17 protein-coding genes are annotated in these 14,443 nt (G+C 45.6%); all 17 read left to right on the top strand.

The window, feature by feature from the left end; genetic code table 11:
• Positions 1–95: 95 nt before the first annotated feature.
• The 17 genes from rpmH (at position 96) to atpG (ending at position 14,430) form a co-directional block, all read left to right on the top strand.
• A complete protein-coding gene (rpmH, locus tag GZN30_RS12970) occupies positions 96–230 on the top strand; it encodes a 50S ribosomal protein L34 (protein WP_005378825.1) in 135 nt (44 codons plus the stop codon).
• Between the two features lie 46 nt (positions 231–276).
• Complete coding sequence (gene rnpA / locus GZN30_RS12965; RefSeq protein WP_232060479.1) at positions 277–600, top strand: ribonuclease P protein component; 324 nt, start codon at positions 277–279, stop codon at positions 598–600.
• Positions 567–824, top strand: a complete 258-nt coding sequence (yidD, locus tag GZN30_RS12960; RefSeq protein ID WP_075648154.1) for a membrane protein insertion efficiency factor YidD — start codon at positions 567–569, stop codon at positions 822–824. Before rnpA ends, yidD begins: the two co-directional genes overlap by 34 nt.
• Before the next feature lie 2 nt (positions 825–826).
• Complete coding sequence (yidC, locus tag GZN30_RS12955; protein ID WP_075648153.1) at positions 827–2,446, top strand: membrane protein insertase YidC; 1,620 nt, start codon at positions 827–829, stop codon at positions 2,444–2,446.
• 116 nt (positions 2,447–2,562) lie between these two features.
• On the top strand, positions 2,563–3,924 hold the full coding sequence (gene mnmE / locus GZN30_RS12950) for a tRNA uridine-5-carboxymethylaminomethyl(34) synthesis GTPase MnmE (protein WP_075648152.1): 1,362 nt from the start codon (positions 2,563–2,565) through the stop codon (positions 3,922–3,924).
• Positions 3,925–4,007: 83 nt separating this feature from the next.
• Positions 4,008–4,442, top strand: a complete 435-nt coding sequence (mioC, locus tag GZN30_RS12945) for an FMN-binding protein MioC (RefSeq protein WP_075648151.1) — start codon at positions 4,008–4,010, stop codon at positions 4,440–4,442.
• 505 nt (positions 4,443–4,947) lie between these two features.
• The gene (gene mnmG, locus GZN30_RS12940) at positions 4,948–6,843 is read left to right on the top strand and encodes a tRNA uridine-5-carboxymethylaminomethyl(34) synthesis enzyme MnmG (protein WP_075648150.1); all 1,896 of its coding nucleotides are present in this window, start codon (positions 4,948–4,950) and stop codon (positions 6,841–6,843) included.
• Entirely contained in the window at positions 6,843–7,475 is a 633-nt protein-coding gene (gene rsmG, locus GZN30_RS12935; protein ID WP_075648149.1) for a 16S rRNA (guanine(527)-N(7))-methyltransferase RsmG, read from the top strand. Before mnmG ends, rsmG begins: the two co-directional genes overlap by 1 nt.
• Positions 7,476–7,489: 14 nt before the next feature.
• Positions 7,490–8,263: a ParA family protein gene (locus GZN30_RS12930; RefSeq protein WP_075648148.1), complete on the top strand. Its 774-nt coding sequence runs from the start codon at positions 7,490–7,492 to the stop codon at positions 8,261–8,263.
• 24 nt (positions 8,264–8,287) lie between these two features.
• On the top strand, positions 8,288–9,169 hold the full coding sequence (locus GZN30_RS12925) for a ParB/RepB/Spo0J family partition protein (RefSeq protein WP_075648147.1): 882 nt from the start codon (positions 8,288–8,290) through the stop codon (positions 9,167–9,169).
• Positions 9,170–9,355: 186 nt separating this feature from the next.
• On the top strand, positions 9,356–9,745 hold the full coding sequence (locus GZN30_RS12920; RefSeq protein WP_075648146.1) for a F0F1 ATP synthase subunit I: 390 nt from the start codon (positions 9,356–9,358) through the stop codon (positions 9,743–9,745).
• Positions 9,746–9,753: 8 nt separating this feature from the next.
• Positions 9,754–10,563 (top strand): F0F1 ATP synthase subunit A, encoded by an 810-nt coding sequence (gene atpB / locus GZN30_RS12915; protein WP_075648145.1) that lies wholly within the window; start codon positions 9,754–9,756, stop codon positions 10,561–10,563.
• 56 nt (positions 10,564–10,619) lie between these two features.
• The gene (gene atpE / locus GZN30_RS12910) at positions 10,620–10,874 is read left to right on the top strand and encodes a F0F1 ATP synthase subunit C (protein ID WP_002540812.1); all 255 of its coding nucleotides are present in this window, start codon (positions 10,620–10,622) and stop codon (positions 10,872–10,874) included.
• A 73-nt stretch (positions 10,875–10,947) separates the two neighbouring features.
• Positions 10,948–11,418 (top strand): F0F1 ATP synthase subunit B, encoded by a 471-nt coding sequence (atpF, locus tag GZN30_RS12905; protein WP_075648144.1) that lies wholly within the window; start codon positions 10,948–10,950, stop codon positions 11,416–11,418.
• A 14-nt stretch (positions 11,419–11,432) separates the two neighbouring features.
• Complete coding sequence (gene atpH / locus GZN30_RS12900) at positions 11,433–11,966, top strand: F0F1 ATP synthase subunit delta (protein ID WP_075648143.1); 534 nt, start codon at positions 11,433–11,435, stop codon at positions 11,964–11,966.
• A gap of 13 nt (positions 11,967–11,979) precedes the next feature.
• A complete protein-coding gene (gene atpA, locus GZN30_RS12895) occupies positions 11,980–13,521 on the top strand; it encodes a F0F1 ATP synthase subunit alpha (RefSeq protein ID WP_075648142.1) in 1,542 nt (513 codons plus the stop codon).
• Between the two features lie 42 nt (positions 13,522–13,563).
• Positions 13,564–14,430 (top strand): F0F1 ATP synthase subunit gamma, encoded by an 867-nt coding sequence (gene atpG / locus GZN30_RS12890; RefSeq protein ID WP_075648141.1) that lies wholly within the window; start codon positions 13,564–13,566, stop codon positions 14,428–14,430.
• Positions 14,431–14,443: the final 13 nt, after the last annotated feature.

Below are 14,443 nucleotides of genomic sequence, written 5' to 3'. Positions count from 1 at the left end.
GAGGCGTCGGTTGTCCTCTTTATATATAAGAAGACTTTGTGCCCACGCCGGGTTAACGAAAGAACCTAAAACTACTGATCAGTAAGGTAATTATCATGAAACGCACTTTTCAACCTACAGTTCTAAAGCGCAAGCGTACTCACGGCTTCCGTGCTCGCATGGCAACTAAGAACGGTCGTAAAGTAATTAATGCACGTCGTGCTAAAGGCCGTGCGCGCCTATCAAAATAATAATTAATTTATTTTGAATACGTACGCGTTCAATCGGGAGTTACGCTTGTTAACTCCCGAGCATTATCAAAATGTCTTCAAGCAAGCTCATCGAGCGGGCTCACCTCATTTCACCATCATTGCACGCAACAATAACCTATCTCATCCTCGACTAGGTTTAGCTGTTCCTAAGAAGCAAATCAAAACTGCTGTCGGTCGCAACCGCTTTAAGCGTTTATCTCGCGAAAGTTTCCGTAATCATCAACATCAACTTCCAAACAAAGATTTTGTTGTAATTGCCAAGAAATCTGCGCAAGATTTAAGCAATGACGAAATGTTCAAATTGTTTGATAAGCTATGGCAACGACTGTCTCGCCCATCACGTGGCTAGCAATCGGTGTAGTCCGACTTTATCAAGGTCTCATTAGTCCGCTTATCGGACCACGTTGTCGTTTTCAACCAACATGCTCAACTTATGCCGTAGAAGCACTGAAAGCTCACGGTTTTGTAAAAGGGTGTTGGTTATCTGGCAAACGTCTATTAAAATGCCACCCTCTAAATGAAGGGGGCTTTGACCCCGTTCCACCAGTTCAAAAACACGACAGAGATAAATAACGATGGATTCTCAACGTAATATCCTGTTAATCGCCTTGGCTTTGGTCTCCTTCCTACTTTACCAGCAATGGAATGTAGCTAAGAATCCAGCTCCTCAAGCGATTGAACAGGCACAATCAAGCAGCTCCCTACCTGCACCATCTTTTGCCGATGAGCTAGACCCTGCGCCTGCTCAACAGGCAACAGCGAAAGCGATTACTGTAACAACGGATGTATTAACTCTGTCTATTGATACGGTTGGTGGTGACGTTGTTCAAGCTGACCTAAACCAATACACTGCTGAACTGGATTCACCAGAACTGTTTGAGTTACTAAAAAATGAACCGGGTCACCAGTTTATTGCTCAAAGTGGTCTAGTGGGCCCTCAAGGTATCGATTTAAGCAGCACAAACCGTCCTCACTACACAGTGAGCGCTGACAGTTTCACGCTAGCGGAAGGTCAAGACGAACTGCGCGTTCCAATGACATTCTCAGCAAACGGTATCGAGTACACCAAAACTTTCATCCTAAAACGTGGCAGCTACGCGGTTGACGTTGAATACGATGTAGTTAACAACTCTGGTAACAACGCAACCGTTGGTATGTACGCTCACCTACGTCAAAACGTAATGGATGACGGCGGCAGCATCACAATGCCGACTTACCGTGGTGGTGCTTACTCGACTGAAGATACTAAGTACAAAAAATACAGCTTCGAAGATATGCAAGATCGCAACCTGTCTATCAACCTGACTGACGGTCAAGGTTGGGCAGCGATGATCCAACACTACTTCGCAAGCGCGTGGATTCCACGTGATGAACCAGGTACAAACCTATACACTCGCGTTATTGGCAACCTAGCGGACATCGGTGTTCGTATGCCAAACAAAACTATCGCGAATGGTGAAACGGCAGAAATGACCGCAACACTATGGGTAGGTCCAAAACTTCAAGACCAAATGGCTGAAGTAGCACCACACCTAGACCTAGTAGTGGATTACGGTTGGTTATGGTTTATTGCAAAACCACTTCACACTCTACTTTCATTTATCCAAAGCTTTGTGGGTAACTGGGGTGTAGCGATCATCTGTTTGACCTTCATCGTTCGTGGTGCAATGTACCCACTAACGAAAGCGCAATACACCTCTATGGCGAAAATGCGTATGCTTCAGCCTAAGCTGCAAGCAATGCGTGAGCGTATCGGTGATGACCGTCAACGCATGAGCCAAGAGATGATGGAACTGTACAAGAAAGAGAAAGTAAACCCACTGGGTGGCTGTTTACCTCTTATCCTACAGATGCCTATTTTCATCGCGCTATACTGGGCACTAATGGAATCAGTTGAGCTTCGTCATTCACCATTCTTTGGTTGGATTCACGACCTATCAGCGCAAGACCCATACTACATCTTGCCTATCCTGATGGGTGCGTCGATGTTCATGATTCAGAAGATGAGCCCAACAACCGTTACTGACCCAATGCAGCAGAAGATCATGACCTTTATGCCGGTTATGTTTACTTTCTTCTTCCTGTTCTTCCCATCAGGTCTAGTACTGTACTGGTTGGTATCGAACATCGTAACTCTGATCCAGCAGACACTTATCTACAAGTCTCTGGAGAAGAAAGGCTTACACACTAAGTAAGTTTGATTCGAAAACAAAGGCGACCAAAAGGTCGCCTTTTTTATTGGAGCTGATTACAATTCAGCTAATCGCATTATTTAGCTCAATAGAGCCACTCAATCATAGGCACACTCTTTATGACTACAGATACCATTGTCGCCCAAGCTACTGCACCCGGTCGTGGCGGTGTCGGTATTATCCGCGTCTCAGGTCCGCTAGCAGAAAAAGTTGCGCTGGAAGTGACAGGTAAGACTCTTCGTCCACGTTACGCAGAATACCTACCATTTAGTGACGAAGCAGGTAATCAGCTAGACCAAGGCATCGCCCTTTACTTCCCTAACCCGCACTCATTCACCGGTGAAGATGTACTTGAGCTACAAGGTCATGGCGGTCCGGTTGTGATGGATATGCTGATCAAGCGTATTCTAAAAATTGACGGCATTCGCACTGCACGCCCAGGTGAGTTCTCAGAGCGTGCCTTCTTAAACGACAAGCTCGATTTAGCTCAGGCAGAAGCCATTGCTGACTTAATTGATGCCAGCTCAGAAGAAGCGGCAAAATCAGCACTACAGTCACTACAAGGTGCATTCTCACAACGCATCAATACCTTGGTCGAATCGTTAATTCATCTGCGTATCTACGTGGAAGCCGCGATTGATTTCCCAGAAGAAGAAATCGATTTTCTTGCCGATGGTAAAGTCTCTGCCGATCTACAAGCGATTATCGACAACCTCAATGCCGTGCGTAAAGAAGCCAACCAAGGCGCGATTATGCGTGAAGGGATGAAAGTGGTGATTGCCGGTCGTCCAAATGCGGGTAAATCAAGCCTACTGAATGCGTTATCCGGTAAAGAGTCGGCGATTGTTACTGATATTGCGGGCACCACTCGTGATGTACTGCGTGAACATATCCATATTGATGGCATGCCGCTACACATTATCGATACCGCAGGTCTGCGCGATGCTTCTGACGAAGTAGAAAAAATTGGTATTGAACGCGCTTGGGATGAAATCGCTCAAGCTGACCGCGTACTCTTTATGGTCGATGGCACCACGACAGATGCCACTGATCCAAAAGATATTTGGCCAGATTTCGTCGATCGCCTGCCAGATAGCATCGGCATGACAGTGATCCGCAATAAAGCCGATCAAACAGGCGAAGAGTTGGGGATCTGCCATGTCAATTCACCAACCCTGATCCGCCTGTCAGCGAAAACTGGCGCAGGCGTTGACGCACTGCGTAGCCACTTGAAAGAGTGCATGGGCTTTGCTGGTGGTCATGAAGGTGGCTTCATGGCGCGTAGACGCCATCTAGAAGCTCTAGAGCGTGCCTCTGAGCATCTGGATATCGGTCAGCAGCAACTTGAGGGCTACATGGCAGGAGAAATCTTGGCAGAAGAGCTACGCATTGCTCAGCAGCACCTCAACGAGATTACCGGTGAATTTAGCTCTGATGACCTACTCGGCCGTATCTTCTCTTCTTTCTGTATCGGCAAATAATCATTAAACGCGCACCATTGGTGCGCGTTTTTGTATCGATTTAAAAAATCCAAGCAATAGAATCAGTGAGGGATCAAAACAACATGATTCATATCATTACAGGCAGTACCTTAGGTGGTGCGGAATACGTCGGTGATCACCTAAGTGATCTGCTGATTGAAAAAGGCTTAGAAACCACGATCCACAACCAACCAAATCTAACAGAGATCGACAACCAAGGTACTTGGTTGATCATCACTTCAACCCATGGTGCGGGTGAATATCCAGATAACATCAAACCGTTTATCCAGACGCTACAAGATACACCACCAAAGATGACCGAGGTGAAATATGCCGTTATCGCGATTGGTGATTCAAGCTACGATACCTTCTGTGCGGCTGGTAAGCATGCCTACGACCTACTAGAAGACATCGGTGGAACCCCGATTTGTGACCTATTAACCATCGATATATTGGCGCAATCCGTTCCAGAAGATGCCGCAGAAGTATGGTTACAAGATCATATTGAACGTTTTTAAGTCTATTTTTGCTTAAATCACACTAAAATCTGGGTACCACTATTCGACTAGGTCAGCTTTGCTGGCCTATTTTTTTGCCTTGTGGATAGAGTAATAGAAAAAAACCGAGCTCGTTCGAACAAAAAACAACCAATCAGTCTGTGTATAAGTCTTGGTTTATCCGGTGATTAACCTATAGTTATCCAAAGAACAACTTTGATCCAAACTTACCCCTGTGCATAAGTAGCGATTTTGATCCCAGGTAATCCTCGATCTGATCAAGGTAAGATCACATGATATGATCCGAATAAGATCCATGATCTTGTTGATCATTTTTAAGTTATCCACAGAGATCGTCGATCCTAATAGTAGATCTAATAAAAGATCATATATATAGATCTTATATATATTTAGTTTGCCCCTCTAAACTAAAAAGTACAAAAGCGTTTTTCTCTCTACTAGAAAGCAGGTAGAATATCGCTCTTTTTTATCTCTCCGACTTTTCTTGAATACCAGAGGTCAGTTCATGCTTTATCACGAAAACTTTGACGTCATTGTGGTTGGTGGCGGTCACGCAGGAACGGAAGCCGCACTCGCATCAGCGCGTACAGGGCAAAAAACCCTCTTATTGACTCATAACATTGACACACTAGGTCAAATGTCATGTAACCCAGCAATCGGTGGCATCGGCAAAGGGCATCTAGTGAAAGAAGTGGATGCTATGGGTGGCTTAATGGCGCAAGCCATTGATCATGCTGGTATTCAATTTCGCACATTGAATGCTTCTAAAGGTCCTGCGGTACGTGCTACACGTGCACAAGCAGACCGTGCGTTGTACAAAGCCTTTGTGCGCGATGTGTTAGAGAACACACCAAACCTAACTCTTTTCCAACAAGCAGTGGATGATCTGATTGTTGAAAACGATCGTGCTGTGGGTGTGGTTACCCAAATGGGGCTCAAATTCCGCGCTAAAGCGGTTGTATTGACCGTTGGTACCTTCCTTGGTGGTAAGATTCACATTGGTATGGAAAGTTCGTCAGGTGGCCGTGCAGGCGATCCTCCATCGATCGCATTAGCAAATCGTCTACGTGAACTGCCACTGCGTGTGGATCGTTTAAAAACAGGTACGCCACCACGTATCGATGCCAATAGTGTTGATTTTTCAGTACTTGAAGCACAACACGGTGATAATCCAACACCGGTGTTCTCGTTTATGGGCAATCGTAACCAACATCCGCGTCAGATCCCGTGTTTTATTACTCATACCAATGAGCGTACTCACGATGTGATCCGCAACAACCTTGATCGTAGCCCAATGTATGCTGGCGTGATTGAAGGTATTGGTCCACGTTACTGCCCATCGATCGAAGATAAGGTGATGCGTTTTGCTGATAAAAACAGCCACCAAATTTTTATCGAGCCAGAAGGTCTCACCACCACAGAGCTTTACCCGAATGGTATTTCCACCAGCTTGCCATTTGACGTGCAGGTGCAAATCGTTCGTTCAATGAAAGGTTTTGAGAACGCACACATCGTGCGTCCAGGTTACGCGATTGAGTACGATTTCTTCGATCCTCGCGATTTGAAGCAAACTTACGAAAACAAATTTATTGCTGGTTTGTTCTTTGCTGGTCAAATTAACGGTACTACTGGTTACGAAGAAGCGGCAGCACAGGGTCTAATGGCGGGTCTAAACGCAAGTTTGTACAGCCAAGACAAAGAAGGCTGGAGCCCTCGTCGTGACCAAGCGTATGTGGGTGTACTTATCGACGACCTATCAACCATGGGTACTAAAGAGCCATACCGCATGTTTACCTCTCGTGCGGAATACCGTTTATTGCTACGTGAAGACAATGCCGATCTACGTTTGACCGAAAAAGCACGTGAGCTTGGTTTGATTGATGATGTTCGTTGGGCGCGTTTCAATGAGAAAATCGACAACATGGAAAAAGAGCGTCAACGCCTAAAAGAGACTTGGATGAATCCAAAATCGGCGGGTATTGATGAGCTTAACGCATTACTGAAAGCGCCAATGGCACGTGAAGCAAGCGGTGAAGATCTTCTCCGTCGTCCAGAGATCACTTACGCACAGCTAACCCAATTAGCTGCATTCCAGCCTGCTCTAGAGGATCAACAAGCTGCTGAGCAAGTTGAAATTCAGGTTAAGTACGAAGGCTACATCAAGCGTCAACAAGATGAGATTGAGAAGTCACTGCGTCATGAAAACACCAAACTGCCTGCGGATCTTGATTACAAACAAGTAAGCGGTTTGTCTAACGAAGTGGTGCTCAAACTATCGGAAGCGAAACCGGAATCAATTGGTATTGCATCACGTATTTCTGGTATTACACCTGCGGCGATCTCAATCCTGCTGGTTCACCTGAAAAAACAAGGTCTACTGAAAAAGGGTGAGGAAGCCTAATGTCTGTTTTACGTCAAAAGCTTGATGAGCTGATTGCACAAACTGATTTAGACGTTTCTGAACGTCAACGTGAGCAGTTGGTGGGTTATGTTGAACTGCTCAACAAGTGGAACAAAGCTTACAACCTAACTTCAGTGCGCGATCCGATTGAAATGTTGGTGAAACACATCCTCGATAGCATCATCGTTAGCACTCACCTTGAAGGTGAGCGCTTTATCGATGTTGGTACGGGTCCTGGTTTACCTGGTATTCCTTTGGCGATCATGAATCCAGACAAAGAATTCCACTTATTGGATAGCTTGGGTAAACGCATTCGCTTTATCAAGCAAGTGGTTCACGAGCTTAAAATTGAAAACGTGACCCCGATTCAAAGTCGAGTCGAAGAGTATCAACTTGAAGATAAGTTTGATGGTGTACTAAGCCGAGCTTTTGCCTCTATGGTCGATATGGTGGAGTGGTGTCATCACCTACCAAAAGATCACTCTGGACGCTTTTTGGCGCTCAAGGGGCAATTATCACAGGATGAGATTGCTGAACTGCCAGAGTGGTGTTGTGTGACCGATATCAAACCTTTGCAAGTTCCTCAATTGGAAGGTGAGCGTCATCTAGTAATCTTATCGCGCAAGGAATAATAGCGAGGTAGATCGTGGGAAAAATTGTAGCCATTGCCAACCAGAAAGGCGGTGTTGGAAAAACAACGACTTGTATTAATTTAGCTGCGTCTATGGCCGCAACTAAACGCAAGGTACTGGTTATCGATCTTGACCCACAGGGCAACGCAACCATGGCGAGTGGTGTCGACAAATACCAAGTTGATGCCACAGCATATGAGCTTTTAGTTGAAGATGTCGCGTTTCAGGATGTGGTGATCACTAAGACGACGGGGCATTACGACTTAATTGCTGCCAATGGCGATGTGACCGCTGCTGAGATTAAATTGATGGAAGTGTTTGCTCGCGAGGTGCGTTTAAAGCAAGCGCTTGCGTCGGTTCGCGATAACTATGATTTCATCTTTATCGATTGTCCTCCTTCTCTAAACCTTCTTACAATCAATGCCATGGCCGCAGCAGATTCTGTGTTAGTGCCAATGCAGTGTGAGTATTTTGCACTAGAAGGTTTAACTGCGTTAATGGATACCATTAGCAAGCTAGCCGCTGTTGTTAACGAGAATCTAAAAATCGAAGGGTTGTTGCGCACTATGTATGACCCGAGAAACCGGCTTTCCAATGAAGTATCCGATCAATTGAAAAAGCACTTTGGCACCAAAGTGTACCGTACTGTTATTCCTCGCAATGTTCGCTTAGCAGAAGCGCCAAGTCATGGTAAGCCTGCTATGTACTACGACAAACATTCCGCAGGCGCTAAAGCTTATCTAGCTCTAGCGGGTGAAATGCTTCGTCGTGAAGAAGTACCTGCATAACACTAACTAATAGGAACTGAATTCATGTCTAAACGTGGTTTAGGTAAAGGGCTTGATGCGCTTCTTTCAACCAGTTCGTTGGCGCGTGAACGCCAGCAGACAGTGAATTTGAGTCAAGAGCTGTCTAGTAATGGTCAGTTAACTGAACTTGGTATCAATCTGTTACGTCCAGGCGTTTATCAGCCACGTAAAGATATCGAGCCAGAAGCGCTTGAAGAGTTGGCGGCATCGATTGAGTCACAAGGTATTATCCAACCGATCGTGGTGCGCCAAGTGGATCACGATAAGTTCGAGATTATTGCTGGTGAGCGTCGTTGGCGTGCAGCCCGCAAAGCTGGCTTAAGCCAAGTACCATGTTTGGTGAAAAAAGTGGAAGATCGTGCGGCGATCGCCATGGCGTTGATCGAAAATATTCAACGCGAAGATCTCAATGTGATCGAAGAAGCTCAGGCGCTAGAACGTCTGCAGCAAGAGTTTACTTTGACCCACCAGCAAGTGGCTGAGGTGATTGGTAAGTCTCGCGCAAGCGTGAGTAATATCTTGCGTTTGAACCAACTGGAAGATGACGTGAAACAGTTGGTGGTGCAAAAGCAGCTTGAAATGGGTCATGCGCGCGCTCTAATCGTGCTCGAAGGTGAGCAACAAGTCGAAGTTGCGACACAGGTCGCAGCGAAGCAAATGACGGTTCGCCAAACTGAGCAGCTAGTTAAAAAGTGTCTAAAGCCGGCGGTTGAACCTAAAAACGTGCCAGAGGATGTTGAAACTCAACAAATGTCACAAAAATTAAGTGAAATCCTTGGGGCAAAAGTTGCGATTACACGTTCCGCGACAGGTAAGGCAAAAGTGACAATAAATGTTGATGAACCTCAAAAATTGGCGCAATTAATTGCCAAGTTGCAGAGCTAAGTGAGATAATTGATCTTCATCAAATTTTATAAAACATGATTTTTATGTAAAAGTTGTCGGTTTGTAAACAGAATTGTAACTTTTTGCGGTGTTTTCATTGCATTCAATTCGACTGACCGTATAATTTTTGCCAATTTCCCAGCACAAGGTTGTTATTGCTGTGGATATTACTAGAGGTATGAATACATGGTAGCGGCGTTGGCTAGACCTGGACGAGAGCTTGCTAAGCAATTGTTAATGATCCAGCTTGGCGCGGTTACGTTAGTGGCGGCGGGTATGGCTGCAACTGTGAGTATTGAATGGGGTATTTCTGCGTTAGTTGGCGGCGGTATTTTTGTCCTCGCTAATGCGGTCTTTGCTTTGTGTGCCTTCATGTTCAGTGGAGCACGTGCTGCAAAGAAAGTCGCGGCATCCTTTTACACGGGTGAAGTGCTTAAAATCCTTATCACAGTCGTTTTATTCTCGTTTGTCTACATGTATACACAGGTGGAACTTGTTCCCCTAAAACTAACCTATTTGCTGGCTCTAGGAGTTAATATCTGTGCGCCAGTGCTTTTCATTAACAACAAAAAATAGGATGAGTTATGGCTGCGCCAGGTGAAGCGCTAACACAATCCGGATATATTGCTCACCACCTTTCAAACCTTTCTTTTGGAAAGTTTGGCTGGGTGGAAGAAGCAAGTTTCTGGAACGTACATATCGATAGCCTGTTTTTTTCTTGGTTTACTGGTTTAATTTTCCTTGGAATTTTTTACAAAGTAGCAAAGAAAGCAACAGTAGGTGTACCGGGTAAGCTTCAGTGTGCTGTAGAAATGATCGTTGAATTTGTCGCGGAAAACGTCAAAGACACGTTCCATGGACGCAACCCTCTGATAGCGCCTTTAGCACTAACTATCTTTTGTTGGGTATTTTTAATGAACGTGATGGACTTAGTTCCGATCGATTTCTTACCTTACCCAGCAGAGCATTGGCTCGGAATCCCTTACTTGAAAGTGGTACCGTCTGCTGATGTGAACATCACCATGGCTATGGCACTAGGCGTATTCGCTCTGATGATCTACTACAGCATCAAAGTGAAAGGTCTAGGTGGCTTTGCAAAGGAATTAGCATTACATCCGTTTAATCACCCTGTAATGATTCCGTTTAACCTACTGATTGAAGTGGTATCGCTACTTGCGAAACCTCTATCACTTGGTATGCGTCTATTCGGTAACATGTTTGCAGGTGAGGTTGTATTCATTCTTTGTGCGGCAATGCTACCATGGTACTTACAATGGATGGGTTCACTACCGTGGGCAATCTTCCATATCTTGGTTATTACGATTCAAGCCTTCGTGTTTATGATGTTGACAATTGTTTACCTGTCAATGGCGCACGAAGACAGTGATCATTAATTTTTTTAAGCTTTTTATTTGGGCACTAAGCCAACAACTATAAATTGGAGATAGTAATGGAAACTTTACTGAGCTTTTCTGCAATCGCCGTAGGTATTATCGTCGGTCTTGCTTCTCTTGGTACAGCGATTGGTTTCGCACTTCTAGGTGGTAAATTCCTTGAAGGTGCAGCACGTCAACCAGAAATGGCTCCTATGCTACAAGTTAAGATGTTCATCATCGCGGGTCTACTTGATGCGGTTCCAATGATCGGTATCGTAATCGCGCTACTGTTCACTTTCGCAAACCCATTCGTTGGTCAACTAGGTTAATCACTTATTGCCAAGGGCAAGCCACACGGTTTGCCATTGATTAACACTAAGTCCAAATAGAGGGGTAGCTGTTGTGAATATGAACGCAACTCTGCTAGGTCAAGCAATCTCGTTCGCACTATTCGTGTGGTTCTGCATGAAGTATGTATGGCCACCATTGATGAATGCGATTGAAGAGCGTCAGAAGAAAATTGCTGACGGTCTACAAGCGGCAGAACGAGCTGCAAAAGACTTGGACCTAGCACAAGCCAATGCTTCAGATCAGTTGAAAGAAGCGAAGCGCACAGCATCTGAGATTATTGAGCAAGCTAACAAGCGTAAAGCTCAAATTCTAGATGAAGCTCGCGAGGAAGCTCAGGTTGAACGCCAGAACATCCTTAATCAAGCTGAAGCTGAACTAGAAGCGGAACGCAACCGCGCACGTGATGAACTGCGCAAACAAGTTGCAACTCTGGCTGTAGCTGGTGCTGAGAAAATCCTTGAGCGTACTATCGATAAAGATGCGCACAAAGATATTCTCGACAACATTACTGCAAAACTTTAAGTCTGGGGGCGCATATGTCTGATTTGACTACTATCGCACGCCCCTATGCTAAAGCAGCATTCGACTTTGCAGTTGAAAAAGAGCAATTGGAACAATGGGGACAAATGCTCTCTTTCGCTGCTGAAGTAGCCCAAAACGCACAAGTAAAAGAGCTTTTATCTAGCTCAATGTCTGCTGACAAACTAGCAGAGATTTTTGTTGCAATTTGTGGTGAACAAGTAGATGCACACGGTCAAAACCTTCTGAAGGTGATGGCTGAGAATGGCCGACTAAAGGCCCTTCCTGATGTAAGTGAGCAATTCTTCTTTTTGAAGAAAGAGCATGAGAAAGAGATCGATGTTGAAGTGATTTCAGCAACAGAACTTTCTGATGAACAGCTAGCGAATATCGGTGGCAAACTTGAGCAGCGCCTAGCGCGTAAAGTGAAGCTGAATTGCAGTGTAGACGAAGCCCTACTTGGTGGGGTAATAATTCGAGCCGGAGACCTAGTCATCGATGACTCAGCGCGTGGTCGTTTGAACCGCCTGAGCGATGCATTGCAGTCTTAATGGGGATTGGAGCATGCAACTTAATTCCACGGAAATTAGCGAACTGATCAAACAACGTATCGAGTCTTTCGAAGTTGTTAGTGAAGCTCGCAACGAGGGTACTATCGTATCGGTAAGCGATGGTATCATCCGCATTCACGGCCTAGCGGACGTGATGCAAGGTGAAATGATTGAATTACCGGGTGGCCGTTATGCACTAGCACTTAACCTTGAGCGTGACTCGGTTGGTGCGGTTGTAATGGGCCCATATGCTGACCTTAAGGAAGGCATGAAAGTTACAGGTACTGGCCGCATTCTTGAAGTGCCAGTTGGTCCAGAACTACTAGGTCGCGTAGTGAATACACTAGGTGAGCCTATCGATGGTAAAGGTCCAATCGAAGCGAAACTAACTTCGCCTGTAGAAGTGATTGCACCAGGTGTAATCGACCGTAAATCGGTTGACCAGCCTGTACAAACTGGTTACAAGTCAGTTGACTCAATGATCCCAATCGGTCGTGGTCAGCGTGAGCTTGTTATCGGTGACCGTCAAACTGGTAAAACAGCGATGGCGATCGATGCGATCATCAACCAGAAAAACTCTGGTATTTTCTCAATCTACGTAGCAATCGGTCAGAAAGCTTCTACCATCGCTAACGTAGTACGCAAACTAGAAGAACATGGCGCACTAGCGAACACTATCGTTGTTGTGGCATCAGCTTCTGAGTCTGCTGCACTGCAATACCTAGCGCCTTACGCTGGTTGTGCAATGGGTGAATACTTCCGCGATCGCGGCGAAGACGCACTGATTGTTTACGATGACCTATCTAAGCAAGCAGTCGCTTACCGTCAGATCTCTCTACTACTAAAACGCCCACCAGGCCGTGAGGCATTCCCAGGTGACGTATTCTACCTTCACTCGCGTCTACTAGAGCGTGCAGCTCGTGTAAACGAAGAGTACGTAGAGCGTTTCACTAATGGTGAAGTGAAAGGTAAGACTGGTTCTTTGACTGCTCTTCCTATCATCGAAACTCAAGCAGGTGACGTTTCAGCATTCGTACCGACTAACGTAATCTCGATTACCGATGGTCAGATCTTCCTACAAACTGAGCTATTCAACGCGGGTGTACGCCCAGCAGTTGACCCAGGTATCTCAGTATCTCGTGTAGGTGGTTCGGCACAGACGAAAATCATCAAGAAGCTATCAGGCGGTATCCGTACTGCACTAGCTCAGTACCGTGAACTAGCGGCATTCGCACAGTTCTCGTCTGACCTTGATGATGCAACGAAGAAACAGCTAGACCACGGTCAAAAAGTAACTGAGCTAATGAAGCAGAAGCAATACGTTCCATTCTCAGTATTTGACCAAGCACTAGTGATCTTCGCGGCAGAGCGCGGTTACTTAGCAGATGTTGAAATCAGCAAACTGCTAGATTTCGAAGCGGCTCTACTATCGTACGCTCGCGGTCAATACGCTGAACTTGCAGCTGAGATCGACAAGACGGGTGCTTACAACGATGAAATCGAAGCTCAGTTGAAGAAACTGACTGACGACTTCAAAGCAACCCAAACTTGGTAATAGGTCGGTGGCAGTAATGCCACCAACTAATGGAGAGTAACGATGGCCGGCGCAAAAGAGATACGTAATAAAATCGGTAGTGTTAAAAGCACGCAGAAAATTACGAAAGCGATGGAAATGGTAGCAGCTTCAAAAATGCGTCGTTCTCAAGATGCAATGGAAGCTTCTCGTCCATACGCTGAAACAATGCGTAAAGTGATCGGTCATGTGGCTAATGCAAATCTAGAGTACCGTCATCCGTACCTAGAAGAGCGTGAAGCTAAGCGTGTTGGTTACATCATCGTTTCTACAGACCGTGGCCTGTGTGGTGGCTTGAACATTAACGTGTTCAAAAAAGCCCTAGTTGATATGCAGGCTTGGAAAGAGAAAGGTGCTGAAGTTGAACTTGCATTAGTAGGTTCAAAAGCAACTGGCTTTTTCAAACACAGCGGCGCAAAAGTAGCTGCTCAGGTTTCTGGTCTTGGTGATCAACCAAGCCTTGAAGACCTAATCGGTTCTGTAAGCGTAATGCTGAAGAAATACGATGATGGTGAACTGGATCGTCTATATGTGGTTTTCAACAAGTTTGTGAACACCATGATTCAGGAACCAACGATCGATCAATTGCTACCTTTGCCTAAATCGGACAGCGAAGAGATGCAGCGTGAGCACTCATGGGACTACATCTATGAGCCTGAGCCAAAGCCTCTATTGGACACACTTTTAGTGCGTTACGTAGAGTCTCAGGTTTACCAAGGTGTAGTAGAAAACCTTGCTTGTGAGCAAGCGGCCCGAATGATTGCGATGAAAGCTGCAACGGATAACGCGAGCGACCTGATTGAAGATTTAGAACTTGTGTACAACAAAGCCCGTCAGGCTGCGATCACACAAGAACTGTCGGAAATCGTTGGCGGCGCTGCTGCGGTTTAAGTTTAGGTAAAAC

The sequence above is a fragment of the Vibrio ponticus genome (assembly GCF_009938225.1).
GTDB lineage: Bacteria > Pseudomonadota > Gammaproteobacteria > Enterobacterales > Vibrionaceae > Vibrio > Vibrio ponticus.
Note: the sequence above shows the minus strand (reverse complement) of the source record. Positions and strands in the feature narration are given on the sequence as shown.

Excerpts from the sequence above, each read along its gene's own strand:
- atpG (WP_075648141.1), top strand. The coding sequence starts at position 13,564 with ATGGCCGGCGCAAAAGAGATACGTAATAAAATCGGTAGTGTTAAAAGC.
- atpE (WP_002540812.1), top strand. The coding sequence starts at position 10,620 with ATGGAAACTTTACTGAGCTTTTCTGCAATCGCCGTAGGTATTATCGTC.
- GZN30_RS12925 (WP_075648147.1), top strand. The coding sequence starts at position 8,288 with ATGTCTAAACGTGGTTTAGGTAAAGGGCTTGATGCGCTTCTTTCAACC.
- yidC (WP_075648153.1), top strand. The coding sequence starts at position 827 with ATGGATTCTCAACGTAATATCCTGTTAATCGCCTTGGCTTTGGTCTCC.
- yidD (WP_075648154.1), top strand. The coding sequence starts at position 567 with ATGGCAACGACTGTCTCGCCCATCACGTGGCTAGCAATCGGTGTAGTC.
- GZN30_RS12920 (WP_075648146.1), top strand. The coding sequence starts at position 9,356 with ATGGTAGCGGCGTTGGCTAGACCTGGACGAGAGCTTGCTAAGCAATTG.
- atpH (WP_075648143.1), top strand. The coding sequence starts at position 11,433 with ATGTCTGATTTGACTACTATCGCACGCCCCTATGCTAAAGCAGCATTC.
- mnmG (WP_075648150.1), top strand. The coding sequence starts at position 4,948 with ATGCTTTATCACGAAAACTTTGACGTCATTGTGGTTGGTGGCGGTCAC.
- atpB (WP_075648145.1), top strand. The coding sequence starts at position 9,754 with ATGGCTGCGCCAGGTGAAGCGCTAACACAATCCGGATATATTGCTCAC.
- atpA (WP_075648142.1), top strand. The coding sequence starts at position 11,980 with ATGCAACTTAATTCCACGGAAATTAGCGAACTGATCAAACAACGTATC.
- rsmG (WP_075648149.1), top strand. The coding sequence starts at position 6,843 with ATGTCTGTTTTACGTCAAAAGCTTGATGAGCTGATTGCACAAACTGAT.
- mnmE (WP_075648152.1), top strand. The coding sequence starts at position 2,563 with ATGACTACAGATACCATTGTCGCCCAAGCTACTGCACCCGGTCGTGGC.
- rpmH (WP_005378825.1), top strand. The coding sequence starts at position 96 with ATGAAACGCACTTTTCAACCTACAGTTCTAAAGCGCAAGCGTACTCAC.
- mioC (WP_075648151.1), top strand. The coding sequence starts at position 4,008 with ATGATTCATATCATTACAGGCAGTACCTTAGGTGGTGCGGAATACGTC.